Raw genomic sequence first — 16,127 nt, forward strand, 5'->3', positions numbered from 1 at the left:
ACGGAGCGATCAGTTCCCACAGCCGGTCATCGACCTTCCACGACTGCGTTCTCGTCGTCATCACGCCACAGTCAATGACGTCGAGGGCTCCGAGCAACGACCGACCGGGTTATGAGACCAGGTCTTATGGGTTCGCGGACATGGGCCCGTACCAGGGCGGGCAGGCCGAGTACCTGCGGGTGCCCTACGGCGACTTCAACTGTCTGCGGCTGGGCGAGGACGCGGTGGAGAAGGAGAACGACTATGTCATGGTCGCTGACATCTTCCCCACCGGTTACCACGCCACCGAGATGGCCGGGGTCGTCCCTGGGGATTCCGTGGTGATCTACGGGGCCGGCCCGGTGGGGCTGATGGCGGCGTACTCGGCCACGATCAAGGGCGCGGCCAAGGTGATGGTGGTCGATCGCCACCCCGACCGGCTGCGGTTGGCCGAGAGCATCGGCTGCATCGCGGTGGACGACTCCACGACCGATCCCGTGCAGTTCGTGCTGGATGAGACGATGGGATTGGGGGCGGACCGGGGGTGTGAGTGCGTGGGCTACCAGGCTCATGACCCGCAAGGCACCGAGGATCCGGTGATGACCCTGAACCGCTTGGTGCAGTCGGTGCGGTTCACCGGGGGCATCGGTGTGGTCGGGGTATTCATGCCCCAGGACCCTGGTGGCCCGGACGAGATGGCCCAGCAGGGCCAGGTCGCCTTCGACTACGGTCTGCACTGGTTCAAGGGACAGACCATCGGGTCGGGTCAGTGCCCGGTGAAGAAGTACAACCGCCGGTTGCGGGACCTCATCGCTGGCGGGAAGGCCACCCCCTCCTTCATCGTCTCCCACGATCTGCCCCTGGATCAGGCCCCCGACGCCTATCAGAACTTTGATGCGCGCAACGACGGCTGGACCAAGGTCGTCCTGCACCCGGCCGGAACCTGACCGAAGGCCGCAGCAGGGGCGCGCTGACCCCTTTCTCCCCACGCTGACCGGTAGGGACAGGTAGTGGCCTGCCCGTACGGGTAGGCGGCTACCTTTCACAGAACGGAGCAGAACATGGCAAATGAGTTGCATGGCAAGCGGGTCGCGATCCTGGCGGCGGACGGCGTGGAGCGGGTGGAGCTGGAACAGCCCAGACAGGCTCTGCAGGATGCCGGGGCCACGACCGTGCTGCTGTCACTGCACGAGGGTGAGATTCAGGCCCGCGACCACGACCTGGATGCGGCCGGGACGTTTCCGGTCGATGCTCTGGTCAGGTCTGCCTCGGTCGAGGACTACGACGCCCTGTTGCTGCCCGGAGGCACGGTAAACCCCGACCAGCTACGAATGGACCCCGCCGCGGTCGGCTTCGTGCGCGATTTCATGGCCACCAGCAAGCCGGTGGCCGCGATCTGTCACGGACCGTGGACGCTGATCGAGGCCGGCGTCGTGGCGGGCCGGACGCTGACCTCGTACCCGAGCATCCGCACCGATCTGCGCAATGCCGGGGCGAACGTCGTGGACGAAGAGGTGGCACGCGACGGCAATCTGATCACCAGCCGCTCCCCCGACGACCTCCCGGCCTTCTGCTCCGCGATCGTGGAACGGCTCCGCCAATCCGGGTGAGGAAACATGATCGAGGTTGCGTTGCCGGCGATCGTGGAAGCCAAGCCCGCTACGGAGAAGGACGTCGCGGACTTTTCCCGCAGCGCGTGCTCCGTCATCGCGCAGACAGGCGAGTTGTTCAGCGCAGAACCGAACATCCAGAACATCGACGTGCTCGCGTACGAGTTGCCCGGTGAGAGTGGCTAGACATCTTTCGCCTGGCCGTGGCAGCACCAGAATTCTGGATTCCCCTGTTCGTCTGCGGGACTGCGGCTATCCGTGGCCTCCGCCCAGGGGTTCACTTCTCGAGAGGCAGGCACCACATGAAATCTGTAATGACCACAGTGATTCTGACTGGCGTGGGCGCCGGCGGAATCGTCGTCCGCCGCTTGCTCCGGTCCTCGCGCGGGGCTGCGGGCGGGGAGTCGCAGGGACGGTGGCGGGCGGTCACGATCAACCGTCCACCGGAGGAGGTCGCCCCCCAGGGGCGGTGGCCCGATTCGATCGCCCGGCTGGGCGAGACCGTCGAGGTGGCAGTCCGTCCCGCCCCGGGTGGCAAAGGCACGGAGCTGGCCGCCCGGCTGCGTCACCCCGGAGCAGCCGAGGCGGCCTCCCGGACCCGGGGTGAGAGCCCGCAGCAGGTAATGCGCTCAGCTCTGCGCCACGCCAAACAGCTCATCGAAGTCGGGGAGGTCCTCACGGTCGACCCGGAACCGCACGGCAAACGCCGGCACACACCCGGTGGGCTGCTGCTCGAGGCGGCCACCAGGCGCGCCGGTCAGGAGGGAGTGCTGTGAAAGCATTGTGCTGGACCGGGATCAACGAGACCTCCGTCGAAGAGGTCCCCGACCCGCAGATCCTCAACGCCGAGGACATCATCCTCAAGGTGAAACTGACCACCACGTGCGGGTCGGACCTGCACCTGCTCGGCGGCTACATCCCGTTCATGCGCTCCGGTGACGTGCTGGGTCACGAGTTCCTCGGCGAGGTCGTCGAGGTCGGTTCCGCGGTCCGCAACCACAAGGTCGGTGACCGGGTCGTGGTCTGCTCGTTCATCAGCTGCGGGCGCTGCTGGTACTGCCAGAACAAGCTGTTCTCGCTGTGCGACAACGGCAACCCCAACCCGGCGATCACCGAAGCGCTGTGGGGCTTCGCCCCAGGCGGCTGCTACGGCTACTCCCACGCCCTGGGCGGGTGGGCCGGCAGCCACGCCGACTACGTCCGGGTGCCCTACGCCGACCAGGGCGCGTTCACGGTCCCGGACGGTGTGCCCGATATGACAGCGCTGTTCGCCTCCGACGCCGCCCCGACCGGATGGACCGGCGCCCACCAGGCCGAGGTCAAGGCCGGAGACGTGGTCGCGGTGTGGGGCGCCGGCGGGGTGGGGCAAATGGCCGCCGCCGCCGCGCAACTGATGGGCGCTGAACGCGTCATCGTGATCGACCGCCTGCCCAACCGGCTGCAGCAGGTCCAGCAGCACATCGGGGCCCAGACACTGAACTACGAGCAGGTCAACGTGGCCGCCGAGCTGCGCGAGCTCACCGGCGGCAGGGGCCCCGACGTGTGCATCGAGGCCGTCGGGATGGAGGCGCACAGTCCCGGACCGACCTACCTCTACGACCAGCTCAAGCAGCAACTGCGGCTGCAGACCGACCGGCCGACCGCCGTGCGGGAAGCCATCCACGCCTGCCGCAAGGGCGGCACCGTGTTCACCCTCGGGGTCTTCGCCGGGCTGGTGGACAAGTTCCCCCTGGGCGCAGTGATGAACAAAGCCCTCACGCTGCGCGGAGCCCAGCAGCACGGCCACCGCTACATCCCGCAGATCCTCGAGCACATGGCCCGCGGCGAGCTCACCACCGAGCACCTGGCCACCCACGTGATGCCACTGGATCAGGGCCCGCGCGGCTACGAGATGTTCAAGAACAAGGACGACGACTGCGTCCGAGCCGTCTTCCAACCCGGGGGATGAGCCGACCCACGCCCCGCGAAGACCACCGTCGGCCTGACCGGGGCGGCGGCACGGGAACCGACGAGCCCACCGCCCGAGCAACAGGACATCAGAGACCCTGGGACCCGAGGACATAGCCGTGTTCGGATTTCCTCACTCGCCCCCCTCCTGCGTCCTCTGGTCCTGTGCTGCACCGATGACCTTCGATCCCCGCCTCCCTCAGGGCTCCTGACGCCGAACGACGACACGCCCTCGGTCCAGGGTGGAGGGACGCGCTGGGTCTTGTCTACTACGCGGCCGTGCCCGGCGCCCGGACCCGGCGGGCCGCGGGGTGAACCGTATCTGACACGACGGGGCCCCCGTCGCCGCAACGGTGACGGGGGCCCCGGGGTCGATCGGGGGCGATCAGATGCGGTCGCGACGATCGGTGTCGGTCTCGATCTCGACCTGCTCCTTGCGGACCTCGGCGTCGACACGCCGGTTCTCAGTGACGGTCTCCTTCTCGAGCTCGATCTTCTCCACGCCCACGGTCTCCTTGGCCACCACGGCGCGCTCCTCGTGGAGAGTGACCTCCACGGTCTCCTCGCCGATGGTGCCGCCGGTGACCTCGGTGCCATCGAGGGGAACGCGCTCGATCCGGACCTCCTCGCGCTCAACGGGGACGTCGATGCTCTCGTGCTCGGTCACGACGTACTTGCGCAGCCGGGCGCGACCGGACTCCTCGCGCTGCTTGCCGACGCGCAGACGCTCCTCGTGACGGATGACCTCGTTGTCGTCGAGATCAGCGCGCGCGGCCGTGTCGTAACGGTCCGCGGTGTCGTCGGCGTACCGGTCATTCCGGCCGTCCCCAGCGGTTCCGGCCGCCGCAACGGCGTGGTGATCGGTCTCCGTGGCGTATCGGTCGTCACGGCCGGCGGCGCCGGAGTAGTTCATCTGGTAGTAGCGGTAGATCTCCTCCTCCTCGGCCGGGGAGAGGTGCTGGTCCGCGTCCACGTTCGGGGCGTCCTTGACGACGGCCTTGGTGTAGGGGAGCACGAGGCGGTCGCCGTCCTGCTGGGCGCCCTCGACCGGGACGAAGCTCTCCTTGGTGCCGAACAGACCGGTGTTGACGGTCACGAAGGTGACTTCCTCGGTGTTGTCGTCCAGGAAGACCTGCTCGATCTTGCCGATCTTGTCGCCGTCCGATCCGACGGCGGTGGCGGACAGCAGGGCGTTGACGTCATAGGTGGCCATGAAATCTCCTTGGGGTAATTCGCGTGGCACGAACTCATTGTCGGGAGTCCGGTGCAGACGGTGCCCGCCCAGAGGGCGGACTAGTACGTTCGGCTGCTTTCCTTCAGCGTACTGATAATCAGTGTGCTGATCAATAGTCTCACCAAGAGTAAAATCTGGGTGTGGCGAGAGGCGGTCCATACGGCTCCTAGCCACCGCGGCCGCTCCAGGGCTGCGCCTTTGAGGCGCATCGTTAAGTTGGTGACCATCGAGGAACGCCTCCGCACCGTCATGGCTGGCGGCGCGGAGGCGACAACCTCACCGCGGAGCAACGGCAGGCTCCCGGGGCGCTGGCACCGTCGTCCCCGACCGTGCAATCACCCCGTACACCGACCACTGCGGCCAGCGTAAGCACGAAGCCTACCGATAGGAAGCATGCTTGTCACTAGGGTGGTAGTCCCATGCCAGGATTCCCTCGGGCGAGCTGCGCCCCATGTCGGGGAAGCGATCACCGTCTCAGGGTCGTCCGGACAACTCCTGATCAGGTCGGTGACGGCGTGGACGCAGGCGAGTTCTCACCCTGCGCCTCATATGTGGCGAGATGGCGGACTGCAAGCCAACTTTGATGACATCTGCTGATGCAGCAGTCCCGATGTAGTTTCCCGACCAGACTCGTGCTGCAGTTGGTGCAAGACACCGGTTCTCCTGTGACCGGTTCTCGGTCTCTGACTGTCCATCGGCGATGCCGGCAGAGAGTGCGTTGAGCGCGGTTGTTGAGGCGGCCAGGGCGTTGACTGACAGAGGGCCACAAGGGTGGGGGTGCAGAAGGATCTGTCTCGCAAGTCGGCACCAGGACTCGTGCCATGGTGCTTGCTGTCAGCGGCATCGCCGTGGGCTCCTCGATGGCGGGTACGCGGAGGGGCCGATCACGGTGCGCAGTCGGGACCCGTCATCCAGCAGTTCCGGGCGAGCCTGCTCGATATCACCGGCGAGGAATTGATGCGGGCAGATCGAGTGACAGGTCCTATGCGGTAGCAGCAGGGAATTGGTAAGGTCCCTTGGTAATAAATGCTTCGAAGCAGGAGGTGACCGGTGCGTAATGAGTTGAAGGCCTTGCGTGAATCCCGGGAGCTGTCCCAGGGGCAGGTAGCTATTGCTGTGGGGGTTTCGCGGCAGACGATCTACACGGTGGAAAACGACCGGTCGAATCCGTCTTTGTCGCTGGCCTTGGGCTTGGCCCGGTTTTTCGGCCGGCCGGTCGAGGAGGTTTTCCATGACTGCGACTAAGTGCCCAGCGGGGCAGGAGTAGTCCACCGAGCCGGCCCGGGGGCACGCTTGAGCAGGGTGTGGTGACAGGATCAGCGCCCGCATGGCCGCCGCCCGGGCGTGCTCCGAGTGGCACCCACGATGCCAGCAGGCTGCGCCGGTGGCCTGATGCGCTGCTCCTGGGTCGCCTGACTCACTGATCACCAGATGCTCCTTGCACGCGGAATGCCGCCGCACCTGCCCGGGGCGAGGCATGGCAGCCCCGCGGCGTCGTGGAAGCAAGGGAAGAACTGCCCAGCGCTCCCCTCCGGAGTAGGAAACCGCTCTATTGTTCAGTATGCTTAGTATTTCACTGGGAAGGACTCGGTGCGGCAGGATGTGACGAAGGAGGGGTGTCGGTGGATTCTTGGGGTGCGTTTGCCAATCCGCGGGCTTACACGGCAGCCCCCATGGCGGCGGGGGTGGGGGTGTTCCACGCTGCGGCCTGGGTCTTCAGTCACAGTGCTGAGCTGACCTGGGCGTCGCTGGCCATCGTAGTCCCGGAAGCGGCCCAATTGCCGGTCATCGAGCAGCTGGGACGGCTCAAGAGCCGGGGGGTGCGGATGGGCACCATTGCCCACGCCGAACAGGCTCGTCACTTCGACCGGGTGCTGATCGCCTACACCCCCGACGCCGCCACCCTGGAGCGGGCCGAGGCCCTGGCCGCGGCCCGGGTGGTGGTGGCCATCGGGGGTGACTCCCATCCGTTGCGCGCCTGGGTGAAAGAGCACCGCCCGGTGCACCTGGGCGGGGCCGACCTGCTGACCGCCTCTCTCGTGCACCCGCTGGATACCGGCCCCGTGGTAGCCGCCTAGCATGGTCGTGCCGGCCACCCCTGGGTGGGCCTGCTCGCAGCCCTTGGACTGCCGGGCGTGTTGGGTGGTTCGCCTCGGTTCGACCACCTTGAGTGCCCCGTCAGGGAGGCGGGTGTTCCTGCTCGGGGTGGGTATGCGGACCGGGGCGACAATCACCTGGTGGGACGCCCATGGAGACCCGGCCACGAGGAAGAACCTGTGACTGCTGCCGTGAGATGGAGGACAACGTGGTGCTGATCATCGCAGTGGTGATGCTGGTCCTCGCCGCCCTGCTGCTGATAGTGACCGTCGTCCACGAGGCCCGCACCGGCGATGCCCCGGTCGGTGCCGGGGCGACCCTGATCTCCGTGGGGGTCGCGGTGGCGGTGATCGCATGAGGCACCACCGGAGCCGGGCTAATCGGACTCACCTGGGTGCTCTCGCTGGCGGGTCAGTACAGTTGGGTGCTAATCACCGGCATGGTCCACCACAGGGTGGTCTCCATCACCTGGGCAGTCCTGAATTGGGCGGCATCGGTGCGGGTGAGTGAGAGCCCAGCGGCGCTGGTTCGGCGCCGGCGCCGGATCTTGCGGGTGAGTCCGGCCGCCAGGGCAGGGATGCGCACGATCATCCAGGTCAGCGGTGAGTCGGTGATCATCCGGAATCGGTCCTGGGCGCCGGTGACGGGGCCGGGCGCAGGGCGCGACCGCGCCACCGACCCGGCCCGGCTCAGTGCCGTGGGGTCCAGGGCGCATCAGGTGAGGCCACCATTGGCGTAGAGGACCTGACCGTTGACCCAGCGTGCCGGGCCGGCCAAGAATGCCACGGCCTCAGCGATGTCACCGGGCTCACCGAGACGTTCCAGGGGAGACATCGTGGCCAAGTGCTCGATGGCCTCCGGGGACTTGCCGTCCAAGAACAGCGCGGTGGCGGTGGGACCCGGTGCCACCGCGTTGACGGTGACATCGCGCCCACGCATTTCTTTGGCCAGAATCAAGGTCATGGCATCCACCGCCCCCTTGGTCGCGGCATAAGCTGCATAGGTGGGCATCGCCAGCTTCACCACGGAACTGGAGAAGTTCACGATCGCCCCACCCGGACGTATCCGACGGACGGCCTGCTGGTTGACCACGAACGTGCCGCGCACATTGGTGCGGTGTATCCGGTCGAAGTCGGTTAGATCCAGCTCCGATACCGTGGACAGCATCATGATGCCGGCGGCGTTCACCACCACATCCACTCCACCGAAGCGCTGCTCGACCTCGTCGAAGAGCTGCGCCATAGCCTTTTCCTCAGCGATGTCGCCGCTGACGAGCATGGCCTGCCCGCCGCCGGTGGTGATGGTGGCCACTACCTGCTCGGCCTTCTCGCGACCCCCGGCGTAGTGGATAGCCACGGCCATGCCCTCATGGGCCAGGCGCTGAGCCACTGCGGCTCCAATCCCACCAGAGGCCCCGGTCACCACTGCCACCCGACGGTTTTCGTGCTGCGTGCTCATCTTTGCTCCTGATCAGCTGGGCACCTCAACGTATATGTACGTTACGTCTATATAAGCATGTTGTGTACGGTCGGTCCAGATATGCTGGGCACATGCCATCCCCGCCTGCCGACACCGCTGTGGTCCTCCGCCGCGGGCGGGGGCGTCGCCCTACGGCCCAAGTGCGTGCTGAGATCCTGGCGGCGGCCGGGACGCTGCTGCTGGAGTCCGGCATGGGCGCTTTCACGATCGAGGCCGTGGCCGCCCGGTCCGGGGCGAGCAAGATGACGATCTACAAGATGTGGCCCTCCAAAGGGGCGTTGGCCCTGGAGGGATACTTCGCGACGGTGGAGGACACCCTGGCCTTTCGCGATACCGGGGACATCCGGGCGGACCTGACTACCCAGTTGCACGCGTTCATCGACCTGCTCACCGCTTCCCCGGCCGGTGAGGTGGTCCGGGAGTTGATCGGGCACGCTCAAACCGACCTGGACCTGCGGGCCCAATACCTGCGCACCTACTCCGGCCCCCGGCGGAAACTGGCTGTCCAGGCCCTGACCCGGGCCGTTGACCGGGGCCAGTTGCGCCACCACCTGGACTGCGAGAGCGTCGTCGATCAACTGTGGGGGGCCTGCTACCACCGGCTGCTGCTGCCCGACCAACCTCTTACCCACGCATATGTCGACCACCTCATCACCAATCTCTTCGACGGCATCACCAACACCTGACCGAACCACGGCGGTGAAGAGCTGGCGCCCGCAATTGGCCGAAAAAGGATGCGGCAAGTGCCCAAGATGATGGACGAAAGAGGGCCTACAAAGGAACGTTCTACATAAGGCCAGATAATGGAAATTTTCTAAGCTTGCTGTTTGGCCCTTGGTGATGCGGGGCGTGCCCGATGCGGGTGGGTTTCTCGCCCGGAGGCGACCATGAGGTGTGACACCACCACCCGGGATGCTACCTGACGAGCACCTGGGGCCCGTCCGCGCCCCCTACTGGGGTTATCGCTCCGAGCTGTTCGAGGTCCTGGAACTGGCCCGTGTCGGGGCCATTCACGTGGAGACCGAGGTCTTCTCCCTCGACGACGCCCCGAAGGCCTACGCGAAGCTCCACGCCGGGCAGCTGCGCGGGCGAGCCGTCATCGTCCCCTGAAACCGGGCCACTCCCGGACATCCGATGGCAACGAGGCCGTTCTCGCCCGTGCGGCGGGGGCGGCCGTCGTTGCCCATGGAGCATCGCGCTGAAGACGCACAGCGCGACCCTACTGCCACCGATAGAGCACGCCTTCCGGAACTCCACCACAAGCCCAAGCCAGGAAAGCCCCGCGGGGGCATCATGCCAAGGCCGGCGCTGCCCATCCTCCTAGGAATGAGGAAGAGCTGATGCCCTGAGCCCGGTGGCCTCGCACGGGCGGGGCCACCGGGCTGGACTGACGAATCGACCCAGGGGGTCGGCCCGGTGGTGGGTCAGTCCACCGGTGACCGCGGGGCCTCCGACAGGGAGGTGCGCCACGCCTTCGGGTCGGCCACCGGGAAGCGGCGTCCCGACACGGCGGTGGGGTTGATGCGCACGAACCGTCCCTTCGGCCCGCTCTGCCACGGCAGCAGCGGCAGGTTCAGTGTGTCGGTCAGCGCCTCGACGCCGCGGATCTGCTCGGCCCTTCCCTTGACCATCACGCTCCACGCCCGGTTGGCCGAGGCTTCGTACCCGTCGATCTCCAGGGCCACGGGCACACCGGACAGCGCCGCCGAGAGCTTGGTGCCTGCTGTAGTGCGGAACACCAAGCTGCTGTGGTCCACCACGTAGTTGATCGGGAAGATCTCCGGGTGCTCTGTCACCCACACCGCCAGACGGCCGATACCGGTGTCCCGCAGCAGCGTCCAGCAGGCACTGGCCGACAGTATTTCGACTCCGTCCTCGTGCTCCTCGGTCATGACGCCCTCCTCAGGCTTTGCGTTCCTACTGGAAGTCGGCCAGCCACAGGTCGGGGCCGAACACCTCGTACTGGATGTCCTTGGCCGGCACTCCGCGGGCGATGAGGTCGCTGCGCACCGCCTGCATGAACGGCAGGGGCCCGCACAGGTAGTACTGGGCCTGGGCGGGAAGCTCCACGGCCCGCACGTCCATCAGCCCTGCGTGCTCGTTCGGCCCCGAGGTGGGGGAGGGGCGTTCGAACCACACGGCCAGGGACCCGTCCAGCAGCTCCTCCAGGTCGGCGGTGACCTGGGTGCGCAGCGCGAAGGTCTCCGGGGAGGCATCAGCGTGCAGCAGAACCACCTTGCGCTGAGCCCCGGCCGCCACCAGGTGGGAGAGCATCCCGGCCATCGGGGTGACGCCGATCCCGGCGCTGATGAGCACGACCGGCCGATCGGTGTACTCCAGGACCACGTCCCCGAAGGGCGCTGAGAGGGTGATCTCATCACCGATCTGCACCTGATCGTGCAACAGCGTCGACATCTCCCCGGCCGGGGTGCCATTGCCGCGGATGCGCTTGACCGCGAACACCCGGTGCCGCCCGTCATCAGCCTTCGTCAAGCTGTACTGGCGCGGTTGATGCACCCCATCGGGCATCTCCATCTTGCAGGTGACGTACTGGCCCGGCAGGGACGGTTTGACCTCCCGCTCATCAACGCGCTCCACCACGAAGGTCACCACATCGGCGGTCTCGGTGATCTTCTCCACCACCCGCCAGGTGCGCCAGACGGTGTCCGGGGACAGGCGAGTGGCCTCGTAAAGGCCACGCTCCTGGGTGATCAGCGCATTGGCCATCAGCCAGTACACCTCGTCCCAGGCCGCAGCGACCTCCTCGGTGACAGCCTCGCCGAGGACATCGACGATGGCCCACATCAGGTGGTCGTGGACGATCTGATACTGCTCCGGGGCCAGCCCAAGAGAGACGTGCTTGTGCGCGATGCGCGAGAGCAGCTGATCGGGCACCTCGGTGGGCCGGTTCACCAGGTACCCGGCATAGCCGGCCACGGACCCGGCCAGGGCCTGCTGCTGAGCCCCGTCGGCCTGATTGCCCCGGTTGAACAACCCATCCAACAGCTCGGGATGCTCAGCGAACATGTGCCCGTAGAAGCGCCGGGCGATCTCCTGGATGTTCTCCCCGACCACCGGCAGGGTGGCTTTCACGATCGGGTAGGCGGTTTGGGACAGCATGAGCGCTCCTTGGATGTGGTGTTGGTGGTTGATAAGGCATCAGCGGCGTCGGGTCAGGGTTGGGCCGGGCGCTGAAAGGCGGCCCGACGGTGCCATGAGCGCCGAGGTCAAGACTGCTTTGGGAAGCCCGGGTGTCTCACCCGCCCTAAATTGGTATATTAAATGCCAGTATAAACATCCTGCCGGAGATGCTTGCCACCCTCGGCGAAAGTTGCTGCTTGTCCACGAAGCTCGGCGGAAGGGAAGACATGGGGCGGGTAGCCCGCCTCCGGATTGTGGGACATGCGAGGAGCGGGAGTCTAGGTGGAATGGGCCGGAGGTATCAACGGCTCCCGGAACTACAAATAGAGCCGAACATGGGTGCCCGGACAGGAACCAACGGCTCCTGCGGCTGATGACCTTGTCCGACCTTGACCTGCGGGTGCTGCTGGGCACCGGAATGCCTCCCTTAGGGCGCCCGCCTCACCACCGCTGCCATTGCCGAAGGTGTGGGCCCCGTCCTACTACTACGTGGTCAAGACGGTGAGCCGCCTCAGTGGTCTAGGCCTACTCGGCTCCAGGCGCGGACGCAGTAGTGGGGTATCGATTACCGCGGCCGCCCTGGAAGCCTCGGTGGGGTGGTTACTGCGCGAGTTGGAAAAGGGCTCGGCGATCATCGCTTGGGAAGCTTGTGGAGGACAATGTCCACTCGTTGACGACTGTCGCCTGTGATGGGCTTTGCTCCAAGCACGTGAGGCCTTCTGCCACGCCCGCGACGAGGCCCACGTGCGGGACCTCCCTCACCAGCGCCCGACAGATAGGCCCCGTCATGGTCGCTTGGAGCTTTGCTGCCATCCGACCGGCAGCTGCTTCCTGGATCCGCCGAAATCGCTGGCCACCTCGCGGTTGGTGCCGAGGCAATGAAAGCACGCCTCCAGTCACCATCGATAAGGCGACGCACCCGCTGGAAAGCGGCCGAGTGCGTCGCAGCCGAGACAGCACCTCCGCCCCAAAGTCGGCAGACCCTTGAGCCGTTTTGTTCCATCGGGTCGGAGGTCGGGCTCGAGCATTGTTTAGGAGTTCAGTGTGCTGGTGGGGGAGCACCCGTAGTGGTGGTGGTACTGGGCGGTGAATCGGGGCAGGTCAGTGAAGCCCCAGCGGTGGGCGATGGCCGCGACTGTCGCTCCTTGGGTGGGGTCGGCTACCAGTAGGTCGTGGTGGGCGGCGTCCAGTCGGGTGGTCCGCAGATAGGCGTCCGGGGTGGTGCCCAGATGGTGGCGGAAGGCGAAGATTAGTTGGTGGGGGGACAGGCGGGCGGCTGCGGCGATCTCGGTCAGGCCCAGGGGTTGGGCGAGGTGCTCGTCGATGAAGACCACCGCCCGGTGGACGGGCCCGGGCAGGGTGGTGGTGCTCTGCCCGGGTGGGTCGTGGTCGTGGAAGGTACCGGGAAAGCTCCACAGCAGGGCTGTCGCCGCCCGGCGGGCTGCCTCGTCGCGGATCAAGGGGATGCGCATGGCCTCGTCGTTGCTCAGTACGTCCTGGCGCAGGTGGTTCACGGTGTCCGTCCAGTACTGGGCGGCGTTCTCGTCACGCGGTGTGACGTCGCGGAAGTGGAGCCGGAAGTCCTCGCGCTGGAGCAGTTCGGCGGCGAAGTCCTGGGTCCAGGCGGCCTCCAGGGTCAGCAGGGTCAGATCGGCGCCGTCCATGGTGGACACAAACCGTCCTGCCGGCAGTAGGCGCGGCAGGGCCGTGACCGGGAACCGGTCGCGGTCTGAGGTGACCACCAACCGGCCGGCGGTGACCTGGGCCAGACCCAGGTTCTCTGGTGGCTCGATGCCCACCCGCAGCACCGAGGTCACACTGACTCGGGCCCGCAGCGAACTCAGAGGCCCGGCCATGGTCCAAGACATCGCCAGCTCAAAGCCTCCAGCCTCGGGGGCCTGGACCTGGGCGCGCGGAACCATCCTGCATAACACCTCGGCGGCCGCCCCGGCATCGGCGGTGGCCATGACACCGTGCTCGAAGGCCCCCATGGTCAGGAACCCTAGGCCCGGGCACGCCCCGGTGGAAGGTACGGCCGGGCGCTGGCGCGAAAACGACATCGGAGCGGGCACCAGATCAGCGGCCCGGCGCGAGAACCACCTCCCAAGCCGCCGGCCCTAATGACTTTGCCGGCCTGGTGGAGGCGACCGGGATCACGGAAAGCTGCAAGCAGGTCGGTTCTACGGCACTGTCCCTGCTGGCGGCCACCACCCTTCCGGCCCGCCGTGAAGCTCAACCGGCGCCCCATCGGTCTCGTGCGCCGCGTTGGTGACAGCAGCAACCTCGCCATGTTCATCTGCTGACACCAATCCTCCCGGTCCCGGTGAGTATGGTCGCGGACTATCGCCCATGCCCCCTGTGGATGTACTACCCAGAGGAATGGGCTGAGGTGCCGCAACGTACCGTCCTTGGTCGATACGTGAGGAAGGACTCCTGGGCACCTCGTGCCATGCCAAGAACCGCCCGCGCCTGCTCCTGGGGCGGGACGTATCCCCTGGTGACTGGCATGAGCCGGGGCACGCCGTGGGGCCGAAGGTGTCTTCCAGTCGTCACCAACCTGAGACCTGATGTTGACCAGGATTCTCTTGAGCACACATTGACTAGGGGTTTTACTAGTGCATGTCCATCTGACTAGGGGGAATGTTATGGCACATTTGCGGAAGCGACTCGCTGGGGCGGCCTTGGCGGGAATGCTCATGACAGGTGCATTTGCAGGTCCGGCGATGGCCTCGGGGGAACACGCCAAGGATGACGGCAAGATCCACGTGACCGTCTACAAGGACAAGAAGAACGGTAAGGACAAGGAAACCGAGCGCAAGAATCTGACCATCAAGGAAGCGACCAAGTTCGCCGCCCAGAAGTGCAACGTCAAGGCCAAGTCCCTTGAGCCTGCAGCGTGGAAGGCCGAGTACCGGACGGGCAAGGCCTACGCCTGCGAGTACAAGAAGAACAAGAACACCAAGCTCTACGTGTGGTTCGAGGACAACGGCGACCACTCCAAGAAGAAGTAATCACCTGGCACCTGAGGCCTCCATCCGGATCTGGGACACCTTCAGCCACGCAAGTGCCTAGCGGTCGTGTGCACCGTGAACGCCGCCGACGAAAGCGCCCCGCCCGTCTCCGGGCGGGGCGCTTTGCCAGCTCTGCACCGTGTCGTGGGCGTATTCGATGAGCTCGCCCACCTTGGCGACCCACACCTGGCGTTGCAGGCGGGGCGGCGGCTCAGCGCCCTCCGCGACGGCGATCTGCAGCGACCGTGGAATCAGGCGATGTCCTCGAAGCGATCCGCAGTGATCATGGCATGGACACCAACGAAAGGACCGAGAAGGCCCCCGGGCCCGGGGCGGGTGCACCGCCAAGACTCCGGTGGCCGGGCCAGGTCAGTCCGGACGGTGCCCGGTCACGGCCGCGGCGTGCGGGTCCTCCGCGCCGGGGGAGGGGGCCCGTCTGTTGGGCCGGTCGCGGGGATCGAGCCAGGTCTTGGCCCTTAGGGCGGGTTTCTCGATGAGGGTCCAGGACAGCAGGGCCAGGGGCAGTGTCAGCAGGAGGACAAGGAGGGAGTTGATGGCGATTCCCCACGATGCGGTGCCGAGCAGCACGAGGAGTTGCTGGACTGGGTAGGCGTAGATGTAGACGCCGTAGGAGAGGTCCGTGCGGGTGGTCCAGTTGCGGGAGGGTGCGGCGCCGAGGCCCAGGAGCAGCACGGCCAGGGGTAGCTGCCCGTACAGGTCGGCCCAGCCCTGGTCCGTCAGCGCGGCGTAGGCGACGCCCGCCCCGACGGTGTGCACCCAGGTGGGGCGCCAGGTGCCCGCCCAGGCCCAGACCGCCGCACCCGCCAGGAAGTACCCGGCCAGCCGGGCGCCATTGAGATAGAGGTGGCTTGTGACCTCCAGCGGACCCTCGATCAGGGGTCGGAGGGCGAGCACGAGGAGGAACATCGTCGGGAGCACCCACCGGGCGTGCCGTGCCGCGACGGCGAGGCTGAGGAGAAGGCCGATCGCCACGTAGGCGAGGGCCTCGTAGAACAGCGTCCAGAGGGAACCGTTCCAGGAGTCCGGGGCCGGAACGTCCAGCTGCGTTCCGTCGATGCCCCACTGGGAGATTCTCAGGTCGGCGTTGTTCAGCACGAAGCCGGCGGCGGAGCCCACGTCCAGCGGCGAGCCCTCGATCGCGGCCGCGATCGGTGCGAAACCGAAGGCCACCACGAGCAGGCTCACGAGGAAGGCGGGGTAGATGCGTAGGAACCGTCGCCAGAGGTAGGGCACGAAACGGGTCCGCATCCTGCTCTCGGCGATGAGGTAGCCGCTGAGGATGAAGAAGCCGTTGACGGCCACATCGGACAGCAGCTCAAGGCTGGGGCCTTCGGCACCGGTCAGGGGATAGGCGTGGCCGATGATGACCACGGACGCCAGGATTAGACGAATGGCGTTGAGACGGTTGTGGCGGTCGGCCAGGCGTTCTTGGAGAGTCGTGGCCACGGCAGCTGCCTTCCGGAGGTGACGGGCAGCGCGGCCGGTGTGGTCTGCTGCAGGATGTGGGTCGGTCCGCCCGGTGCAGGAGCAGATGTGACGCCGGGCGATCACCCATCCGAGCACGAGTTTAGTTATGCAAATACATGGTGGCGTGCTGAGCTGCACAAG

Annotated in this window: 18 protein-coding genes; 11 read left to right on the plus strand and 7 right to left on the minus strand. The window is 66.6% G+C overall.

Features of this window, described 5'->3' with window-relative positions:
* The first annotated feature begins 140 nt into the window (after positions 1-140).
* The 5 genes from ACWCOM_RS16865 to ACWCOM_RS16885 all read left to right on the plus strand — a co-directional run bounded on the left by ACWCOM_RS16865 (position 141) and on the right by ACWCOM_RS16885 (position 3,537).
* Positions 141-926: a zinc-binding dehydrogenase gene (locus tag ACWCOM_RS16865; protein ID WP_454549902.1), complete on the plus strand. Its 786-nt coding sequence runs from the start codon at positions 141-143 to the stop codon at positions 924-926.
* A gap of 114 nt (positions 927-1,040) precedes the next feature.
* Positions 1,041-1,589, plus strand: coding sequence for a type 1 glutamine amidotransferase domain-containing protein (locus ACWCOM_RS16870; RefSeq protein WP_454549903.1), 549 nt, complete (start codon positions 1,041-1,043; stop codon positions 1,587-1,589).
* 6 nt (positions 1,590-1,595) lie between these two features.
* Entirely contained in the window at positions 1,596-1,775 is a 180-nt protein-coding gene (locus ACWCOM_RS16875) for a hypothetical protein (RefSeq protein WP_454549904.1), read from the plus strand.
* Between the two features lie 128 nt (positions 1,776-1,903).
* Positions 1,904-2,365 (plus strand): hypothetical protein, encoded by a 462-nt coding sequence (locus ACWCOM_RS16880; RefSeq protein ID WP_454549905.1) that lies wholly within the window; start codon positions 1,904-1,906, stop codon positions 2,363-2,365.
* Complete coding sequence (locus ACWCOM_RS16885; protein ID WP_454549906.1) at positions 2,362-3,537, plus strand: zinc-dependent alcohol dehydrogenase; 1,176 nt, start codon at positions 2,362-2,364, stop codon at positions 3,535-3,537. Before ACWCOM_RS16880 ends, ACWCOM_RS16885 begins: the two co-directional genes overlap by 4 nt.
* Positions 3,538-3,921: 384 nt before the next feature.
* Here the strand turns inward: ACWCOM_RS16885 and ACWCOM_RS16890 are convergent, their stop codons facing one another.
* Positions 3,922-4,749: a DUF2382 domain-containing protein gene (locus ACWCOM_RS16890; RefSeq protein WP_454549907.1), complete on the minus strand. Its 828-nt coding sequence runs from the start codon at positions 4,747-4,749 to the stop codon at positions 3,922-3,924.
* A 1,071-nt stretch (positions 4,750-5,820) separates the two neighbouring features.
* On the opposite strand from ACWCOM_RS16890, the gene ACWCOM_RS16895 reads away from it, so the two are divergent.
* From ACWCOM_RS16895 to ACWCOM_RS16905, 3 genes are all read left to right on the plus strand, one after another.
* Entirely contained in the window at positions 5,821-6,015 is a 195-nt protein-coding gene (locus ACWCOM_RS16895; protein ID WP_454549908.1) for a helix-turn-helix transcriptional regulator, read from the plus strand.
* Positions 6,016-6,461: 446 nt separating this feature from the next.
* The gene (locus ACWCOM_RS16900) at positions 6,462-6,848 is read left to right on the plus strand and encodes a hypothetical protein (RefSeq protein ID WP_454549909.1); all 387 of its coding nucleotides are present in this window, start codon (positions 6,462-6,464) and stop codon (positions 6,846-6,848) included.
* A 230-nt stretch (positions 6,849-7,078) separates the two neighbouring features.
* Entirely contained in the window at positions 7,079-7,225 is a 147-nt protein-coding gene (locus tag ACWCOM_RS16905) for a hypothetical protein (protein WP_454549910.1), read from the plus strand.
* 53 nt (positions 7,226-7,278) lie between these two features.
* Here ACWCOM_RS16905 and ACWCOM_RS16910 read toward each other — a convergent pair whose 3' ends face one another.
* Together ACWCOM_RS16910 and ACWCOM_RS16915 are read right to left on the minus strand one after the other, a co-directional pair.
* Complete coding sequence (locus ACWCOM_RS16910) at positions 7,279-7,485, minus strand: hypothetical protein (protein WP_454549911.1); 207 nt, start codon at positions 7,483-7,485, stop codon at positions 7,279-7,281.
* Positions 7,486-7,581: 96 nt separating this feature from the next.
* Positions 7,582-8,325 (minus strand): SDR family oxidoreductase, encoded by a 744-nt coding sequence (locus tag ACWCOM_RS16915; protein ID WP_454549912.1) that lies wholly within the window; start codon positions 8,323-8,325, stop codon positions 7,582-7,584.
* 161 nt (positions 8,326-8,486) lie between these two features.
* Between ACWCOM_RS16915 and ACWCOM_RS16920 the strand changes: the two genes are divergently transcribed.
* Positions 8,487-9,032: a TetR/AcrR family transcriptional regulator gene (locus ACWCOM_RS16920; protein ID WP_454549913.1), complete on the plus strand. Its 546-nt coding sequence runs from the start codon at positions 8,487-8,489 to the stop codon at positions 9,030-9,032.
* Between the two features lie 226 nt (positions 9,033-9,258).
* Positions 9,259-9,456 (plus strand): hypothetical protein, encoded by a 198-nt coding sequence (locus tag ACWCOM_RS16925; protein ID WP_454549914.1) that lies wholly within the window; start codon positions 9,259-9,261, stop codon positions 9,454-9,456.
* A 314-nt stretch (positions 9,457-9,770) separates the two neighbouring features.
* Here ACWCOM_RS16925 and ACWCOM_RS16930 read toward each other — a convergent pair whose 3' ends face one another.
* From ACWCOM_RS16930 to ACWCOM_RS16940, 3 genes are all read right to left on the minus strand, one after another.
* Entirely contained in the window at positions 9,771-10,238 is a 468-nt protein-coding gene (locus ACWCOM_RS16930; RefSeq protein ID WP_454549915.1) for a pyridoxamine 5'-phosphate oxidase family protein, read from the minus strand.
* A gap of 25 nt (positions 10,239-10,263) precedes the next feature.
* The gene (locus ACWCOM_RS16935; protein WP_454549916.1) at positions 10,264-11,466 is read right to left on the minus strand and encodes a globin domain-containing protein; all 1,203 of its coding nucleotides are present in this window, start codon (positions 11,464-11,466) and stop codon (positions 10,264-10,266) included.
* A 1,052-nt stretch (positions 11,467-12,518) separates the two neighbouring features.
* Positions 12,519-13,478 (minus strand): helix-turn-helix domain-containing protein, encoded by a 960-nt coding sequence (locus tag ACWCOM_RS16940; protein WP_454549917.1) that lies wholly within the window; start codon positions 13,476-13,478, stop codon positions 12,519-12,521.
* Positions 13,479-14,210: 732 nt separating this feature from the next.
* Between ACWCOM_RS16940 and ACWCOM_RS16945 the strand changes: the two genes are divergently transcribed.
* On the plus strand, positions 14,211-14,498 hold the full coding sequence (locus ACWCOM_RS16945; RefSeq protein ID WP_454549918.1) for a hypothetical protein: 288 nt from the start codon (positions 14,211-14,213) through the stop codon (positions 14,496-14,498).
* Positions 14,499-14,867: 369 nt separating this feature from the next.
* Here the strand turns inward: ACWCOM_RS16945 and ACWCOM_RS16950 are convergent, their stop codons facing one another.
* Positions 14,868-15,965 carry an acyltransferase family protein gene (locus ACWCOM_RS16950; protein ID WP_454549919.1) on the minus strand — a complete coding sequence of 366 codons (1,098 nt, stop codon included), beginning with the start codon at positions 15,963-15,965 and terminating at the stop codon, positions 14,868-14,870.
* Positions 15,966-16,127: the final 162 nt, after the last annotated feature.

It is taken from the genome of Kocuria sp. KH4 (assembly GCF_053711175.1).

Coding starts and splice junctions, on each gene's coding strand:
- ACWCOM_RS16865 (WP_454549902.1), top strand. CDS start 141: ATGGGCCCGTACCAGGGCGGGCAGGCCGAGTACCTGCGGGTGCCCTAC.
- ACWCOM_RS16870 (WP_454549903.1), top strand. CDS start 1,041: ATGGCAAATGAGTTGCATGGCAAGCGGGTCGCGATCCTGGCGGCGGAC.
- ACWCOM_RS16875 (WP_454549904.1), top strand. CDS start 1,596: ATGATCGAGGTTGCGTTGCCGGCGATCGTGGAAGCCAAGCCCGCTACG.
- ACWCOM_RS16880 (WP_454549905.1), top strand. CDS start 1,904: ATGACCACAGTGATTCTGACTGGCGTGGGCGCCGGCGGAATCGTCGTC.
- ACWCOM_RS16890 (WP_454549907.1), bottom strand. CDS start 4,749: ATGGCCACCTATGACGTCAACGCCCTGCTGTCCGCCACCGCCGTCGGA.
- ACWCOM_RS16910 (WP_454549911.1), bottom strand. CDS start 7,485: ATGATCACCGACTCACCGCTGACCTGGATGATCGTGCGCATCCCTGCC.
- ACWCOM_RS16915 (WP_454549912.1), bottom strand. CDS start 8,325: ATGAGCACGCAGCACGAAAACCGTCGGGTGGCAGTGGTGACCGGGGCC.
- ACWCOM_RS16925 (WP_454549914.1), top strand. CDS start 9,259: ATGCTACCTGACGAGCACCTGGGGCCCGTCCGCGCCCCCTACTGGGGT.
- ACWCOM_RS16930 (WP_454549915.1), bottom strand. CDS start 10,238: ATGACCGAGGAGCACGAGGACGGAGTCGAAATACTGTCGGCCAGTGCC.
- ACWCOM_RS16935 (WP_454549916.1), bottom strand. CDS start 11,466: ATGCTGTCCCAAACCGCCTACCCGATCGTGAAAGCCACCCTGCCGGTG.
- ACWCOM_RS16940 (WP_454549917.1), bottom strand. CDS start 13,478: ATGGGGGCCTTCGAGCACGGTGTCATGGCCACCGCCGATGCCGGGGCG.
- ACWCOM_RS16945 (WP_454549918.1), top strand. CDS start 14,211: ATGGCCTCGGGGGAACACGCCAAGGATGACGGCAAGATCCACGTGACC.